The 15,891-nt window shown below is 63.0% G+C and carries 11 protein-coding genes, 3 tRNA genes and 3 rRNA genes; 12 read left to right on the top strand and 5 right to left on the bottom strand.

Annotation, left to right across the window (positions count from 1 at the left end; all coding sequences use genetic code 11):
* The first annotated feature begins 3 nt into the window (after positions 1 to 3).
* The 4 genes from WD430_RS08425 to WD430_RS08440 all read left to right on the top strand — a co-directional run bounded on the left by WD430_RS08425 (position 4) and on the right by WD430_RS08440 (position 5,612).
* The gene (locus WD430_RS08425; protein WP_339105577.1) at positions 4 to 1,026 is read left to right on the top strand and encodes an alpha-ketoacid dehydrogenase subunit beta; all 1,023 of its coding nucleotides are present in this window, start codon (positions 4 to 6) and stop codon (positions 1,024 to 1,026) included.
* Between the two features lie 2 nt (positions 1,027 to 1,028).
* A complete protein-coding gene (locus tag WD430_RS08430; RefSeq protein ID WP_339105578.1) occupies positions 1,029 to 2,711 on the top strand; it encodes a 2-oxo acid dehydrogenase subunit E2 in 1,683 nt (560 codons plus the stop codon).
* A 114-nt stretch (positions 2,712 to 2,825) separates the two neighbouring features.
* Positions 2,826 to 4,310, top strand: coding sequence for a dihydrolipoyl dehydrogenase (lpdA, locus tag WD430_RS08435; RefSeq protein WP_339105579.1), 1,485 nt, complete (start codon positions 2,826 to 2,828; stop codon positions 4,308 to 4,310).
* Between the two features lie 195 nt (positions 4,311 to 4,505).
* Entirely contained in the window at positions 4,506 to 5,612 is a 1,107-nt protein-coding gene (locus tag WD430_RS08440) for a multicopper oxidase domain-containing protein (RefSeq protein WP_339105580.1), read from the top strand.
* A 24-nt stretch (positions 5,613 to 5,636) separates the two neighbouring features.
* Here WD430_RS08440 and WD430_RS08445 read toward each other — a convergent pair whose 3' ends face one another.
* Together WD430_RS08445 and WD430_RS08450 are read right to left on the bottom strand one after the other, a co-directional pair.
* Positions 5,637 to 5,930 carry a hypothetical protein gene (locus tag WD430_RS08445; RefSeq protein ID WP_339105581.1) on the bottom strand — a complete coding sequence of 98 codons (294 nt, stop codon included), beginning with the start codon at positions 5,928 to 5,930 and terminating at the stop codon, positions 5,637 to 5,639.
* The gene (locus tag WD430_RS08450) at positions 5,927 to 6,304 is read right to left on the bottom strand and encodes a helix-turn-helix domain-containing protein (protein ID WP_339105582.1); all 378 of its coding nucleotides are present in this window, start codon (positions 6,302 to 6,304) and stop codon (positions 5,927 to 5,929) included. The genes WD430_RS08445 and WD430_RS08450 overlap by 4 nt, the downstream gene beginning before the upstream one ends.
* A 965-nt stretch (positions 6,305 to 7,269) precedes the next feature.
* On the opposite strand from WD430_RS08450, the gene WD430_RS08455 reads away from it, so the two are divergent.
* The 5 genes from WD430_RS08455 to WD430_RS08475 all read left to right on the top strand — a co-directional run bounded on the left by WD430_RS08455 (position 7,270) and on the right by WD430_RS08475 (position 12,562).
* Positions 7,270 to 8,744: ribosomal RNA gene (locus tag WD430_RS08455) — 16S ribosomal RNA — on the top strand.
* Positions 8,745 to 8,896: 152 nt separating this feature from the next.
* Positions 8,897 to 8,968, top strand: a tRNA-Ala gene (locus WD430_RS08460).
* A gap of 219 nt (positions 8,969 to 9,187) precedes the next feature.
* Positions 9,188 to 12,107 (top strand): 23S ribosomal RNA (locus tag WD430_RS08465).
* A 121-nt stretch (positions 12,108 to 12,228) separates the two neighbouring features.
* Positions 12,229 to 12,350, top strand: a 5S ribosomal RNA gene (gene rrf, locus WD430_RS08470).
* Together the 16S, 23S and 5S rRNA genes with 2 tRNA genes alongside form the textbook arrangement of a ribosomal RNA operon.
* 136 nt (positions 12,351 to 12,486) lie before the next feature.
* A tRNA-Cys gene (locus WD430_RS08475) sits at positions 12,487 to 12,562 on the top strand.
* A 394-nt stretch (positions 12,563 to 12,956) separates the two neighbouring features.
* Here WD430_RS08475 and WD430_RS08480 read toward each other — a convergent pair.
* The 3 genes from WD430_RS08480 to WD430_RS08490 all read right to left on the bottom strand — a co-directional run bounded on the left by WD430_RS08480 (position 12,957) and on the right by WD430_RS08490 (position 14,021).
* Positions 12,957 to 13,030, bottom strand: a tRNA-Lys gene (locus WD430_RS08480).
* Between the two features lie 97 nt (positions 13,031 to 13,127).
* Positions 13,128 to 13,823 carry a hypothetical protein gene (locus WD430_RS08485; protein ID WP_339105583.1) on the bottom strand — a complete coding sequence of 232 codons (696 nt, stop codon included), beginning with the start codon at positions 13,821 to 13,823 and terminating at the stop codon, positions 13,128 to 13,130.
* A 51-nt stretch (positions 13,824 to 13,874) separates the two neighbouring features.
* Positions 13,875 to 14,021 (bottom strand): hypothetical protein, encoded by a 147-nt coding sequence (locus WD430_RS08490; protein WP_339105584.1) that lies wholly within the window; start codon positions 14,019 to 14,021, stop codon positions 13,875 to 13,877.
* 786 nt (positions 14,022 to 14,807) lie between these two features.
* Between WD430_RS08490 and WD430_RS08495 the strand changes: the two genes are divergently transcribed.
* The 3 genes from WD430_RS08495 (at position 14,808) to WD430_RS08505 (ending at position 15,842) form a co-directional block, all read left to right on the top strand.
* Entirely contained in the window at positions 14,808 to 15,095 is a 288-nt protein-coding gene (locus WD430_RS08495) for a DUF6360 family protein (RefSeq protein WP_339105585.1), read from the top strand.
* Between the two features lie 100 nt (positions 15,096 to 15,195).
* The gene (locus WD430_RS08500) at positions 15,196 to 15,690 is read left to right on the top strand and encodes a ferritin-like domain-containing protein (RefSeq protein ID WP_339105586.1); all 495 of its coding nucleotides are present in this window, start codon (positions 15,196 to 15,198) and stop codon (positions 15,688 to 15,690) included.
* Positions 15,691 to 15,695: 5 nt separating this feature from the next.
* The gene (locus tag WD430_RS08505) at positions 15,696 to 15,842 is read left to right on the top strand and encodes a hypothetical protein (protein WP_339105587.1); all 147 of its coding nucleotides are present in this window, start codon (positions 15,696 to 15,698) and stop codon (positions 15,840 to 15,842) included.
* Positions 15,843 to 15,891 lie beyond the last annotated feature (49 nt).

Genomic DNA, 15,891 nt, shown 5'->3' on the forward strand with positions numbered 1-15,891 from the left:
ACCATGGCAGCAGAGACCGGAACCCAATCGGACGCGGACGTATCGGAGACGGAGAACCTCACCCTCGTGCAGGCGGTTCGCGACGGACTGCACACCGAGATGGAACGGGACGACGACGTCGTCGTCATGGGCGAGGACGTCGGGAAGAACGGCGGCGTCTTCCGGGCGACGGAGGGGCTGTACGACGAGTTCGGCGAGGACCGGGTGATCGACACCCCGCTGGCCGAGTCGGGAATCGTCGGCACGGCCATCGGGATGGCCGCCTACGGGATGCGTCCCGTCCCCGAGATCCAGTTCCTCGGATTCATCTACCCCGCGTTCGATCAGATCGTCTCCCACGCCGCGCGCCTGCGGACGCGCTCGCGCGGACGATTCTCGTGCCCGTTAGTCGTCCGCGCACCCTACGGCGGCGGCATCCGGGCGCCCGAACACCACTCCGAGTCGACGGAGGCGATGTTCGTCCACCAGCCCGGACTGAAGGTCGTCGTCCCCTCGACGCCCTACGACACCAAGGGGCTGCTCACGAGCGCGATCCGGAGCCCCGATCCAGTGGTCTTCCTCGAGCCCAAGCTCATCTACCGGGCGTTCCGCGAGGAGGTCCCGACCGACTCCTACGAGGTGCCGCTGGGCGAGGCCGCGGTCCGTCGGGAGGGTAGCGACATCTCCGTGTACACGTGGGGCGCGATGACTCGACCGACCCTCGAGGCCGCCGAGAACCTCGCGGAGGAGGGGATCGACGCCGAGGTGATCGACCTGCGGACCCTGTCACCGCTGGACGAGGAGACGATCGTCGAGTCCTTCGAGAAGACGGGCCGCGCGGCCGTCGTCCACGAAGCGCCGAAGACCGGTGGGCTGGGCGCCGAGATCGCGGCGACCCTGCAGGAGGAAGCACTACTGTATCAGGAGGCGCCGGTGGAGCGCATCACGGGTTTCGACACGCCGTTCCCGTTGTACGCGCTCGAGGACTACTACCTGCCCGAACCGGCGCGCATCGAGGACGGCATTCGAGACGCCGTGGAGTTCTGATCATGGTCAGGGAGTTCGAGCTACCGGACGTCGGCGAAGGGGTCGCGGAGGGCGAACTGGTCTCGTGGCTGGTCGCGGAGGGCGATACGGTCTCCGAGGACCAGCCGGTCGCGGAGGTCGAGACCGACAAGGCCCTCGTGGAGGTCCCCGCGCCGGTCAACGGGACGGTCCGCGAGTTACACGTCGGCGAAGGCGAGGTCGTCCCCGTCGGGACGGTGATCATCTCGTTCGATGTAGAGGGTGAAGAGGCGGAGCAAACAACCGACGAGGAACAGGAGCGGGCCGGCGAGCCCGAAGGCGTGGACGCGCCCGAGGAGGCGACCGCGGCCGGGAGCGAAGCCGGGGCCGAAGCCGACGAAACCGCCGGCAGCCCCGAAGCGATCGGCGCCGACGCCGAGGAGACCGCCACGCCGCAGGATCGCGTCTTCGCGCCACCGCGCGTGCGACGCATGGCCCGCGAGGAAGGGATCGACCTCTCGCGTCTCGAGGGCAGCGGCCCCGGCGGCCGGATCACCGCGGCCGACGTGCAGGCCGCCGCGAGCGGCGGTCCCGCCGGCGGCGAAACGCAGCCCCAGCAGTCGGCGGAGACGGCGACCGAATCGGGCGCGACGACGGACTCGAGCGGGACCGGCGCCGCTGCAGTCGAAACGGCAGAGCGGACCGAGTCCGGGGCCGAGGCCGGCACCGGAGCCGCGAGTACCGGCGAATCGACGACCGAACCGCCGGCGGATCTCGAGTCCGCAGACCGCGAGAAGACGCTCGCCGCGCCGGCGACTCGGCGGATCGCTCGAGAGGAGGGGATCGACATCGACGCCGTCCCCACCGACGAGGAGCGCGAGGGAGAGGCGTTCGTCACGCCGGAAGCGGTCCGGGAGTACGCCGAGGCCCAGCGGCGGGCACAGGAGGCCGACCGAGAGGCGGTCGAGGCGGGCGAACCGGTCGGGACGAAGGGCACCGACTTCGCCGAGGGCGAGCGCGAGCGCCGCGAGCCGTTCCGCGGCGTTCGCAAGACGATCGCCGACGCGATGGTCGAGTCGAAGTACAGCGCGCCCCACGTCACCCACCACGACGAGGTCGACGTCACCGAACTCGTCGAGGCCCGCGAGGAACTCAAGCCTCGCGCCGAGGAGCGGGGCATTCGGCTGACCTACATGCCGTTCATCATGAAGGCCGTCGTCGCGGCGCTACAGGAGTACCCCGAGATGAACGCGGTCATCGACGAGGAGAGCGACGAGATCGTCTACCGCGACTACTACAACGTCGGGGTCGCCACCGCGACCGACGTCGGCCTGATGGTCCCGGTCGTCGAGAACGCCGACGAGAAGGGGCTCCTGCAGCTCTCCTCGGAGATGAACGAGTTAGTGCAGAAGGCCCGCGAGCGGTCGATCAGCCCCGGCGAGCTGCGGGGATCGACGTTCACGATCACCAACGTCGGCGCCATCGGGGGCGAGTACGCCACGCCGATCATCAACTACCCCGAGGCGGGCATCCTCGCGATCGGCGCCATCAAGCGCAAACCGCGCGTGGTCACCGACGAAAACGGCAATGAGTCGATCGAGCCGCGCTCCGTGCTGACCCTCTCGCTGTCGTTCGACCACCGGCTGATCGACGGCGCGATCGCCGCGCAGTTCACCAACGCCGTCATGGAGTACCTCGAGAACCCCAGCCTACTATTGCTCGAGTGAGCGTAGACGAAGCCACGACTCGTCACCACCAATTTACGATTCACCGATTATGTACGTTGAACTACCGCACACACGAGACGCGCCGTACGTGCACACCGAGGAGGGAGCGAACTGATGGTCGTCGGAGACGTCACCACCGGGACGGACGTGCTGATCGTCGGCGCCGGCCCCGCGGGCTACGTGGCCGCGATCCGGGCCGGACAGCTCGATCTGGACGTCACGCTCGTCGAGAAGGAGGCCTACGGCGGGACCTGTCTGAACCACGGCTGTATCCCGTCGAAGGCGCTGATCACGGCGACCGACGTCGCCCACGACGCCCGCAACGCCGAGGCGATGGGAATCCACGCCGATCCCGCGATCGACCTCGCGGGCATGGTCGACTGGAAGGACGGCGTCGTCGACCAGCTCACCAGCGGCGTCGAGAAGCTCTGCAAGGCCAATCAGGTCAACCTGCTCGAGGGGACCGCCACCTTCACCGACGAGCACACCGCCCGCGTCTCCCACAGCGGCGAGGGACAGGGCTCGGAGACCCTCGAGTTCGAACACGCCGTCGTCGCGACCGGCTCGCGACCGATCGAGATCCCGAACTTCGAGTTCGGCGACGAACCCGTCCTGAACTCGCGACAGGCGCTGGCGCTCGACTCCGTCCCCGACTCGCTGGTCGTCGTCGGCGCCGGCTACATCGGGATGGAACTGGCCGGCGTCTTCGCCAAGCTGGGTACCGACGTGACCGTCATCGAGATGCTCGACTCGATCCTCCCGGGGTACGACGACGATCTGAAGCGGCCCGTCAAGAAGCGGGCGAACGACCTCGGAATCGAGTTCGAGTTCGGCTACACGGCGTCGGAGTGGTACGATCGGGACGACGGCGGGGGAATTCGAGTCGTCGCCGAACCGGCCGCAGACGCGGCGGCCGACGGCGGGAGTGCAGAAGCCGTCGAAGACGAGGACGCCGCGGACGAGCGCCTCGAGCTCGACGTCGAGAAGGCGCTCGTCGCCGTCGGTCGCGAACCCGTCTCCGACACGCTCGACCTCGAGGCCGCGGGCGTCGAGACGGACGACCGCGGCTTCATCGAAACCGATTCGCGCGCACGCACGAACGTCGACCACATCTTCGCCGTCGGCGACGTCGCGGGTGAGCCCATGCTGGCCCACAAGGGCAGCGCGGAGGGACAGGTCGCCGCCGAGGTCATCGCCGGCGAGCCCGCGGCGATCGACTACCAGGCGATGCCCGCCGTCGTCTTCACCGATCCCGAAATCGCGACCGTCGGGATGACAGAGTCCGAGGCCGAGGAGAACGGCTTCGACACCGTCGTCGGTCAGTTCCCCTTCCGTGCCAGCGGCCGCGCGCTGACGACCGGCGAATCGGACGGGTTCGTCAAGGTCGTCGCCGAGGAGGAAGACGGGTACGTCCTCGGCGCCAGCATCGTCGGTCCCGAGGCCTCCGAACTGATCGCGGAACTCGGGCTGGCGATCGAACTGGGCGCGACCCTCGAGGACGTCGCGTCGACGGTCCACGCCCACCCGACGCTCTCCGAGTCGGTGATGGAGGCCGCCGAGAACGCGCTCGGCCACGCGATTCACACGCTGAACCGTTAAGCGGCCGACCCCGCCCATAGACGCCGTTTTTCAGGCGGAGAACGTGCCCTCGATTGTCGCTGATTCCCCTCGAGCGGGAATATCTCTCTCGGGGTGGGAATTACCTCTACACCCTTCATTAGGGGGGACCTCTCTTTGAATATGAACACATCCCCCACCGCGAACTCCGCTCTCCGACGCCGAACCGTTCTCTCGATGGCTGGTACGGGCGCTCTCGGCGCCCTGGCGGGCTGTCTCTCCGGCCTCTCGAGCGATACCACCGAGGCGACCGAACCGGACAACGAGTCCGATACCGACGAAGACGGGGCACCGCTGACCGACTACGAGTACACCGAGCCGCCACAGATCGTCGATCTCGCCGAACAGGACCACAAGTCGACGCTGCGGACCGTGTCTGCCCGCCACCAGCTCGTGAGCGACGAGGCCAAGGGCGGACCAGTCGAACTCCCGGAGGTGTGGGCCTGGCAGGCCGACGACCTCGCACCCAGCGTGCCGGGACCGATCTACCGCATGCGGGAAGGCGAGACGTTCGAACTCACGTTCGAAAACGATCACGGTCGGCCACACACCGTCCACGTCCACGCGGTCGGCAAATCCTGGAAAGACGACGGTGCGCCCGTCTCCACGCGGACGAAAGTCTACCCCGGCGAGAGCAAAACGTACGTTCTCGAGGGCGACGTCCCCGGGACGCACTTCTATCACTGCCACTACCAGACGCACAACCACCTCGACATGGGGATGTACGGCATCATCCGCGTCGATCCCGAGGGATACGAGGCGCCCGACCGCGAGTACTTCCTGACGCTCCGGGAGTGGGACGGTCGACTCCACGAACAGACGGCCGGCGGCGACGCCGAGTACGACGCCGGTGACCGCCGACCGAACTTCTACACGGTCAACGGGCGAAGCGCACCGACGACGTTCCACCCCGAACTCGGCTCGCCGCTCATCATGTCTGCGGGCGACACGGTCCGCGTCCACGTCGTCAACGCGGGGTACGAGACCCACGCGTTCCACACGCACGGCCACCGCTTTACGGTCGTCGAGGAAGAGGGCAGCCCGATCCCCGAGGCGGCCCGCTACGAGCAGGACGTCGTTCCGATCGCGCCCGCCGAGCGACTCACCCTCGAGTTCGAGGCCGACGCCGACCCCGGGCTCTACCCGGTCCACTGCCACAAGGTCGACCACGTCACGACCGACGGTCGCTACCCCGGCGGGATGGCGACCGCGATCGTCTACGAGGAAGCGATGGACTCCGAGGAGTTCGCCGACGTAATGGACGACGCCGGATTCGAGGGCTAGTTCCGCACCCGCGGATGGCGGCCGTCACTTCGCGTACAGCGAATACGCGATCACGAGGAATCCGGCGAGCACGAGTAGACTCTCGAGCAGGATTCCCGTCGCGAGCCGAACGCTGAGCAGTTCGTAGAGCATTCCCGCGAGGACGAGTCCGAGCGTCACGAGGCCGAACCCGGCAGCGAGGAACCCGAGCGGGCGCTGCCGCGTCCGCCGATAGGCCTTGAACGCGACGTACGTGATGATCCCGCCGACCACCAGCACGAGCGTCTTGACGACCGCGAGGGCGAGCGCGATTTCGGTGACGCCGGTGTACGGGCTCATGTCTCCTTTCGTACCTCCGACCACAGTTCCGCGAGGCGCTCGTCTGCCGTCCGGGCCGGGCGCTCGATCTGAACCGCCAGCGACCGATCCTCGTCCAGCGTGAGCGTGATCTCGTCGAACGCGATCGCGTACTTGCTCGCGTGGTGACCGTCCTGGCGGATCTCGGTCGACTCCTCGAGCAGCGTCGAGTCGGTCAACACCTCCAGCTTCCGGTACAGCGTCGACTGGGGGATCTCACACCGGTTCGTGAGTTCAGAGGCCGTCATCGGTTCCTCGAGATTCCGGATGATCTCACGGCAGTCGGGATCGTCTAGCGCGGAGCAGATCTCCTCTGCAGACGGCGTCGACTCCGAAGCGAGCGGGTCCCGGACCATTCGTATACCCGTTACGACGCACGTGGTTTATCGGCATCGATGCGCGTTCCCGCTCGCAGCGCCCAACACGCGGTCTCCCGAACCGGTTCGCCCGTTCGCCGGTCCTCGCGGCTCGAGCCGACACCCATCGCGACACCTTCTTGCGCGTGCACGCTCGAGTACGAGCACGCGGGTCTCATTCGGTCCGACCGCGTCTGCGAGGACGGGATGACCGACCGACCTCCGCCCGCGTGATATTCTGGCGCGATCGATTTGATGAGAGGGCTCGGGCTCGAGGACTTGATTTATATCTGTAACTGTAGTGATTGGCCGGTGGAAAACCGTGCCACGGTAGCGGGTTCCGCGGCGTCTCTCGTTCGACGGCCTTATATATGAACCCGGTCTTCCACACTAATGCGAACGACGTGGCGCACATCGCCGCGTTCCCTCCGGCCGCGTTCCGGCGCGGAGGTAGGCACTGCATCCATTCCCGTACCCGACTGTCGGTCTGATCCGATGGTCTTATCCGTATCAGGGCACTCCAACTGTGATGTGCTCGTGGCCGGCTACGCCGGCCACGGCGATCCGATGCCCTTATACGTGATCGGGCACTCAGATTGGATCGCAACCGTCTCACTGGATGCGGATTCCGGCGGGAAGCGATCCGACGCCCTTAAGTGTATACGGGGATTCGGATGGATTGCAAAGAACATGTGATCGACGGGACGTTCAACTCGTTCCGTCATCTCGGATCACTCACAGTCCGAAGGGGTTAAGTACCCTTCGTGGCTTACGAGTAGGTCCGAAGGAGATGAGGATTCCACCCCTGCGGTCCGCCGTACAGATGGGATCTGATGTTAGCCTTGGTAGTTCGGTGACGCCCGATCGGTCGACGATCCGTGGTCACCGAACGTGGACCCATGTGTGAGTGTGTATCTTAACATTCACCGCCAACAAACCCTCCCCAACTGGGGAGATCATATAGCATTCCGGTTGATCCTGCCGGAGGTCATTGCTATTGGAGTCCGATTTAGCCATGCTAGTTGCACGAGTTTAGACTCGTAGCAGATAGCTCAGTAACACGTGGCCAAACTACCCTATGGATCCGAATAACCTCGGGAAACTGAGGCTAATTCGGAATACGATTCCCACGCTGGAATTGCGGGGAATCCGAAACGTTACGGCGCCATAGGATGTGGCTGCGGCCGATTAGGTAGACGGTGGGGTAACGGCCCACCGTGCCGATAATCGGTACGGGTTGTGAGAGCAAGAGCCCGGAGACGGTATCTGAGACAAGATACCGGGCCCTACGGGGCGCAGCAGGCGCGAAACCTTTACACTGCACGCGAGTGCGATAAGGGGACTCCAAGTGCGAGGGCATATCGTCCTCGCTTTTCGCGACCGTAAGGTGGTCGCAGAATAAGTGCTGGGCAAGACCGGTGCCAGCCGCCGCGGTAATACCGGCAGCACGAGTGATGACCGCTATTATTGGGCCTAAAGCGTCCGTAGCTGGCCGTGCAAGTCCATCGGGAAATCCGCGCGCTTAACGCGCGGGCGTCCGGTGGAAACTGCATGGCTTGGGACCGGAAGATCCAGAGGGTACGTCCGGGGTAGGAGTGAAATCCCGTAATCCTGGACGGACCACCGGTGGCGAAAGCGCTCTGGAAAGACGGATCCGACGGTGAGGGACGAAAGCTCGGGTCACGAACCGGATTAGATACCCGGGTAGTCCGAGCTGTAAACGATGTCTGCTAGGTGTGGCACAGGCTACGAGCCTGTGCTGTGCCGTAGGGAAGCCGTGAAGCAGACCGCCTGGGAAGTACGTCCGCAAGGATGAAACTTAAAGGAATTGGCGGGGGAGCACTACAACCGGAGGAGCCTGCGGTTTAATTGGACTCAACGCCGGACATCTCACCAGCATCGACAACGTGCTGTGAAGGTCAGTGTGATGAGCTTACTGGAGCCGTTGAGAGGAGGTGCATGGCCGCCGTCAGCTCGTACCGTGAGGCGTCCTGTTAAGTCAGGCAACGAGCGAGACCCGCACTCCTAATTGCCAGCAACACCCTCGTGGTGGTTGGGTACATTAGGAGGACTGCCAGTGCCAAACTGGAGGAAGGAACGGGCAACGGTAGGTCAGTATGCCCCGAATGTGCTGGGCGACACGCGGGCTACAATGGCCAAGACAGTGGGATGCAACCCCGAAAGGGGGCGCTAATCTCCGAAACTTGGTCGTAGTTCGGATTGAGGGCTGAAACTCGCCCTCATGAAGCTGGATTCGGTAGTAATCGCGCCTCAGAAGGGCGCGGTGAATACGTCCCTGCTCCTTGCACACACCGCCCGTCAAAGCACCCGAGTGGGGTCCGGATGAGGCCAGCGCAACGCTGGTCGAATCTGGGCTCCGCAAGGGGGCTTAAGTCGTAACAAGGTAGCCGTAGGGGAATCTGCGGCTGGATCACCTCCACAGACCGGGACCGGGGCGCTGCCCCGGCCCACAAGTCGTGGCGCTCTGCGCCACGCAGTTCACGTTCGGTCGACCCACGTTGGGCCGATCGGGCACCTTTGAACTACCAAGGCTAACACTTTCGCGCTCTGTCCGCCCTCCGGGGCGGACGTGGGCCCATAGCTCAGTGGTAGAGTGCCTCCTTTGCAAGGAGGATGCCCAGGGTTCGAATCCCTGTGGGTCCATACTCGGAGCGGATCGAATCGTGTCCCTTAAGTGGGAGACGGACTTTCGATCTAATCCGAACGAACCGATGCACCAGCCCGTGTAAACGTGGCTGGGAAGGGTTAATGCATGCCGCGTCTACGGTGTGCAGATGAGACCGTGTGTACGTGTAGTCCAGGCGTCCACTGGACCCGTTCCCGGGTCACTATCCGTTACACTTCCGTGTAACGTCGATCCGATGAACGTGGCTACTGTGCCAGCTGGTGGATCGCTCGGCTTGAGAGCTGAAGAAGGACGTGCCAAGCTGCGATAAGCCTGAGGGAGCCGCACGGAGGCGAAGAACTCAGGATCTCCGAATGGGAATCCCCACCGCAATTGCTTCGCGCAATGGGGAACGTCGAGAATTGAAACATCTTAGTATCGACAGGAAAAGAAAGCAAACGCGATGTCGTTAGTATTGGCGAAAGAACGCGACACAGTCCAAACCGAAGCCTTCACGGGCAATGTGGTGTTCGGACTGACGATCACTCTCCGAACCGCGACACGAAGTCTCCTGGAATGGAGCACGAAACAGGGTGACAGTCCCGTACTGTCGATTAGTAAGAGACGAGTCAGCTCCAGAGTATCGGGGGTTGGATATCCCTCGTGAAGATCGCGGGCATCGACCGCGAAGACTAAACACTCCTCAAGACCGATAGCGAACAAGTAGCGTGAGCGAACGCTGAAAAGCACCCCACGAAGGGAGGTGCAATAGGGCGTGAAATCAGTTGGCGATGGAGCGACTGGGCACAAAAGGTCCCGAACCCAATGAATCAGGTGCAAACCTGTAGTAAGCCGTTCGGGAAGCCGGTGTCCAGTCGTACGTTTTGAAAAACGAACCAGGGAGTGTGCCTGTTTGACGAGTCTAACTCGATCATCGAGGAAGGCGTAGGGAAACCGACATGGCCGCAGTCTTACGACGAGGGCCGCCGTGTTCAAGCGCGGGGAGTCAAACGGGCACGACCCGAAACCGGATGATCTAGGCATGGGCAGGGTGAAGCGTGGCGAAAGCCACGTGGAGGCCCGATAGCGTTGGTGTCCTACAATACCCTCGCGTGACCTATGTCTAGGGGTGAAAGGCCCATCGAATCCGGAAACAGCTGGTTCCAACCGAAACATGTCGAAGCATGACCTCTGCCGAGGTAGTTTGTGGGGTAGAGCGACGGATTGGGGGACCGCACTCCGAGAGGAGTGCGCCCCCCTGTCCAACTCCGAACCTACAAACGCCGCTCGACGCAGGGAGTCCGGTGCACGGGGTAAGCCTGTGTACCGTGAGGGAGACAACCCAGAGCTGGGTTAAGGTCCCCAAGTGTAGACTAAGTGCGATCGAAGGTGGTCGCAAGCCCTAGACAGCCGGGAGGTGAGCTTAGAAGCAGCTACCCTCTAAGAAAAGCGTAACAGCTTACCGGCCGAGGTTTGCGGCGCCCAAAATGATCGGGGCTCAAGTCTACCACCGAGACCTAGCAGCACCTGTCACAAGGTGATCTCGTAGGTTGGCGTTCTGTTCGGGTGGAAGCACGGTCGAGAGATCGTGTGGACCGTTCAGTAACGAAAATCCTGGTCATAGTAGCAGCGTTAGTCGGGTTAGAACCCCGACGGCCGAACGAATAAGGGTTCCTCAGCAATGCTGATCAGCTGAGGGTTAGCCGGTCCTAAGTCTGCCCGTAAGTCGAAGCAGACAACAGGGAAATAGGTTAATATTCCTATGCCAGTGTGCACTCAAAGCCGACGCTTTGGGGCCGCCTCTCCCGGGCTTTCGCCCGGGCGAACAGTCGAAACTCGTGGAAGCCGTAATGGCACGAAGCGAGCGAATGGCTGGATAGCGCAAGAGAGGTCAACCTAGAGCCCGTGAAAAGGCGAGCACACTGTCCGTACCGAGATCCGACACAGGTATTCGTGGCGGCGAAAGCCAAGGTCTGTCGGGAGCAACCGACGTTAGGGAATTCGGCAAGTTAGTCCCGTACGTTCGCAATAAGGGATGCCTGCCTCGCAACGAGGCAGGTCGCAGTGACTCGGGCGCTCCAACTGTCTAGTAACAACATAGGTGACCGCAAATCCGTAAGGACTCGTACGGTCACTGAATCCTGCCCAGTGCAGGTATCTGAACACCCCGTACAAGGGGACGAAGGACCTGTTAACGGCGGGGGTAACTATGACCCTCTTAAGGTAGCGTAGTACCTTGCCGCTTCAGTAGCGGCTTGCATGAATGGATCAATGAGAGCGCCACTGTCCCAACGTTGGGCCCGGTGAACTGTACGTTCCAGTGCGGAGTCTGGAGACCCCCAAGGGGAAGCGAAGACCCTATAGAGCTTTACTGCAGGCTGTCACTGAGACGTGGTCGCCATTGTGCAGCATAGGTAGGAGGCGTTACACAGGTACCCGCGCTAGCGGGCCACCGAGCCAGCATTGAAATACTACCCGATGGTGACTGCGACTCTCACTCCTGGCGGAGGACACTGGTAGCCGGGCAGTTTGACTGGGGCGGTACGCGCTTGAAAAGATATCGAGCGCGCCCCAAGATTTCCTCACCCGCGTCGGAGACGCGGGAAAGAGCGCAAGAGCATAAGGAAGTCTGACAGTGTCCGGCACAACGACGGACGCTGACGCGAAAGCGTGGTCTAGCGAACCAATGCGGCTGCTTGATGCGGCCCATTGCTGACAGAAAAGCTACCTTAGGGATAACAGAGTCGTCACCCGCAAGAGCACATATCGACCGGGTGGCTTGCTACCTCGATGTCGGTTCCCTCCATCCTGCCTGTGCAGAAGCAGGCAAGGGTGAGGTTGTTCGCCTATTAAAGGAGGTCGTGAGCTGGGTTTAGACCGTCGTGAGACAGGTCGGCTGCTATCTATTGGGGGTGTTACGGTATCTGACAAGAACGTTCGTATAGTACGAGAGGAACTACGAATGGGTGCCACTCGTGTACCGGCTGTCCGAGAGGGCACGTGCCGGGCAGCGACGCACCACGGGGTAAGAGCTGAACGCATCTAAGCTCGAAACCCACTTGGAAAAGAGATACCACTGAGGCCACTCGTAGAAGACGAGTTCGATAGACTCGGGATGTACGCACCAAGGCAACGAGGTGTTGAGTCCGCGAGCACTAACCGGCCAAGCCACACACTCATATCGCATCTGGATCAACACTGACCCGGAAACGGGTCCAGGCGCTAACTGGACTACACGTATTACACGGTTTTGCCACCGATACTGGTATTGCGACGGTTCGATTCCGTCGATCGGCGTTGAGGCGGCCACAGCGGTGGGGTGCCACCCGTACCCATCCCGAACACGGACGTTAAGCCCACCTGCGTTTCGGCGAGTACTGGAGTGCGCGAGCCTCTGGGAGACCCGATTCGCCGCCATCCACTCATACTCCCATTATCACGCCTCACACAGCCACCGCTGTGTGGGGCGTTTCGTATTTATAGCAGGTACTGTCGCACAGTAACGACTGTGCCGTACCGCTATGCTTAAACGACCGCAGTGATAAGAGACAAACGCGCCAAGGTGGCAGAGTCCGGCCGAACGCAGCGGCCTGCAGAGCCGCCCATCGCCGGTTCAAATCCGGCCCTTGGCTTTCTGTCGTGATCGACTCGACGAGCGGGAGCTCTGAGCAGGAACGTGGAATCCACGGACAAATAGCACGGTTACTCCCGAGTCTTCTCCATTATTAGAACACCACCCGTCCAAATATCCTGCAGCCGTAGCGTTCAGTTGCCCCACCCTCAGTTGTAGTACCAGCGAGAGCCAACTCTGCCCGTATTTGAACCCACGAAACCCGATACCAGCGATTACTGTATGTACTCTTCAGAAAGTAGTCGCGTCGCTCTCCACGTAATCGTTCGAAGCAGAAGCGGGCCGGGCGCGATTTGAACACACGGTCGGACGTACTCTCTTCGTTGCGCGCGACCTCCCTGCGTTCAAATCGCTCGTGATCGTTTTGCCACTCGCGAATTTGCTCGTGGCAAAAGCGGGCCGGGCGCGATTTGAACACGCGACCGTCTGGTTAAAAGCCAGACGCTCTGCCAGACTGAGCTACCGGCCCTGTGGGTCCTACTTTCGGGGAGTGATGGTTAAACGTTTCTTTCTCTGCCCGCGTGACGGTCAGTTCGAGGCACTGGACGCGCTCGAGCGATCCGAGCTCAATCGAAGTACTGCTCGAGTGCGTCGGTAACGATGTCGCCGGGAGCGACGCCGTCGACGGAGGCGCGCCGGCGGAGATTGCGATACGTCGACGGCGAGAGCGTGAGTTCGAGTCGGCCCAGTGTGACGTCGTGATCGGCCAGCGCCTGTTCGATCGGGGTGCCGTCGTTGATGGTACTGGCGACGTTTCGGACCTCGCGGACGGTGAGATTCCCGTCGAGGGTCGCCCAGGCCAGAAGGAGTCGCGCTTCGCCGCCGACGCGGGCGATGTGTTTGGCGGCGGTGGGAGCGATGCGGCCGAGCGCGACCTGTTTGCGGACCGACCGCGGGAGGTCGTGGACGCGAGCCCATTTGCGGATAAACGAGACCGTCGCGTCGCCGCCGGCGCGTTCGGCTGCGGCTTTGTAGGAGCCTTCGCCGCGGACGAGCGCGGCGCAGGCGGCGGCGCCGCGCAGCATGTAGAGGTGGTCGTCGTTGGTCGAACCGCTGGCGAACTCGCGAACGGTTTCGGCGGCGTCGGCGAGGCTATCGGGATCGTCGGGATCGAACTGGACGGCCTCGCGGGCGCGCGTTCCGGCGACCGATTCGTCGCCCCGGATAACTGGTGCGCCGACGGGTGATTCACGGTCCGTCGGGATCGAACGACCATCCGCACGACGGCGATGTGAACTGTCACCGGGCCGATTGTCGGTCATGCCTCTCGATAGGAACTTGAACGCTAAAAAGCCGCTGCCGTGGCAAATCTCTCACTCGTCGCGCTTTTCGGCGAGATGTTCCCAGATTTCCGTGCAGCCGGCCCCTTCCTCGATGTCGTCGAGGTGGGCATCGTCGCGCTCTTCGTCGTCCTGCTCGGGCTCAATCGCCTCTGGTTTACATTCGGCCGCGTCAGTCATGGATGACCTTTCGAACGGAAAGGGCATAAGTACCACCTCGGCTGCAAGCGATACCCGTGCTCGGTCTTACAGGTCAGTCATGCCGCTATCTCCGACACGGTATCACTTCGGATCGCCGTGTCACCGGGTGATTCCGCCCGAACGACGCGTCACGAATCGATGTCGTGATAGCGAACGATCGAGATGGCGACCGATCAGAGCGGCTGAGCGTTCGGTTCGACATACCGATCGGGATCGGGCCGCCAGTGCCCCGATCGACGGCGGGCTGGAAACGGCTTTCGAGGCAGTTGGACGCCGGTACGGGCGGCACAGCGAGTACTCGTCTGGAATCGATTTTGTCTCGGTCGACGGGAGGTGATCGACCGCAGTCGTCCACGCTGTACTGAGAATCCGCGGGCGATGGCGGTCGTCGGATAACGACGATGAGTGGCGACGTCCCAGAGTGGGTCGAGCGAGGCACTCCGGCGCGGTCACCTGAGACCGGCCGACGAGTCGCATACCGCAGGCAAAAACATCCGGTAAATGGGGCACCGGATCGTCGGCGATATCGTTCGGTGTGAACTGATACCGCTGCTACTCGGTGCGGGTACGGTGCAGTGGTCCACCGCGTGGCTCGAGGTCGGCCGGAAGCGGTCCGTGAGTCTCGAGTCCGCGTTCAACGTCCGAGAAAGGCGTCGACGCGTGCTGGCCGCCAGTCATCACCGCGTCGAGTTCTTCTCCTCGTTACGCTCCCTTCGCGGGCGCGCTCTCGCGGCGCCTAAGTGGGTTCGGCGTGAGCGGTGTCGTATGTCCGATCGACTGATGACGGTCAACGCGTACACGACGCTGGACTACGTCGAGGCCGTCGCGAAGGGAGCGACGTTCGAGTGGGAATCGGTCGCCGTCGTGAACGCGACTGCCGACGACGAGCAGCCCGACGCCGTCCACCTGCGACTCGAGTTAGACAACCTCTCCGAGGAGCACCTGCCCAAACACATGGAGGACCTCGAGCTGACGCCCGATCAGGCCCGGGCGCTGGCGGCCGACCTCGAGAAACACGCCGACCGCGTCGACGACGCCCAGTCCGACGAGTGAGGAGACGAGATTGCGCGCGACGGGAAACCGGCCGCTCGCGGGCGCCTGCCGTCGCAGGCTGGCGGTTTTTTCGCTCCGCTGGTGAATCGCCGGCTGGATCATGAGCATGGAAACTATCCAGGACCTGTTCGAACACGGCCTCGAAGACATCTATCACGCAGAGCACCAGCTACTCGACGCCCTCGAGGACTTGGAGAACAACACCGAGCGCGAGGAGATCGCGCAGGCGTTCTCGGAGCACCGCGAGGAGACCCAGGGCCAGATCGATCGGCTCGAGGAGGTCTTCGACATGTTCGGCGAGCCCCCCGAGAAGGAGGAGTGCGAGGGTATCGAGGGGCTGCTCGAGGAGTACGAGGAGTTCACCTCGATGGATCCGTCCCAGGAGGTCATGGACTACCACAACATGGCGGCCGCCGAGAAGACCGAGCACTACGAGATCGCCGCCTACGGCAACCTGATTCCCCTGGCCGACCAGCTCGGGATGGACGAGGCCGCCGACCTGCTCGAGGAGAACCTCCGGGAGGAACAGGACGCCCTGGACGAACTGACGGAACTCACCGAGGCGTTCGAGATCGACGCCATTCCGGCGGAGTGACTCCGATGGGGGACGAGAACGCCGACGACGCTGACGAGGAACAGACCCAGTACGGCGGGACCGAAGACCAGGAGCCGACGACCCATATCGAGGACGAAGACGAAGACGAGGACGAGCGCGCCGAGGCGGACGACGAGGGCGCCGACGAGTAGCTAGCTATCGACTCGAACCATCGAACGTTCGAGGGACTACTTCTTTTAC

Origin of the sequence: Haloterrigena sp. KLK7 (assembly GCF_037914945.1) — an archaeon.
Taxonomy (GTDB): domain Archaea; phylum Halobacteriota; class Halobacteria; order Halobacteriales; family Natrialbaceae; genus Haloterrigena; species Haloterrigena salinisoli.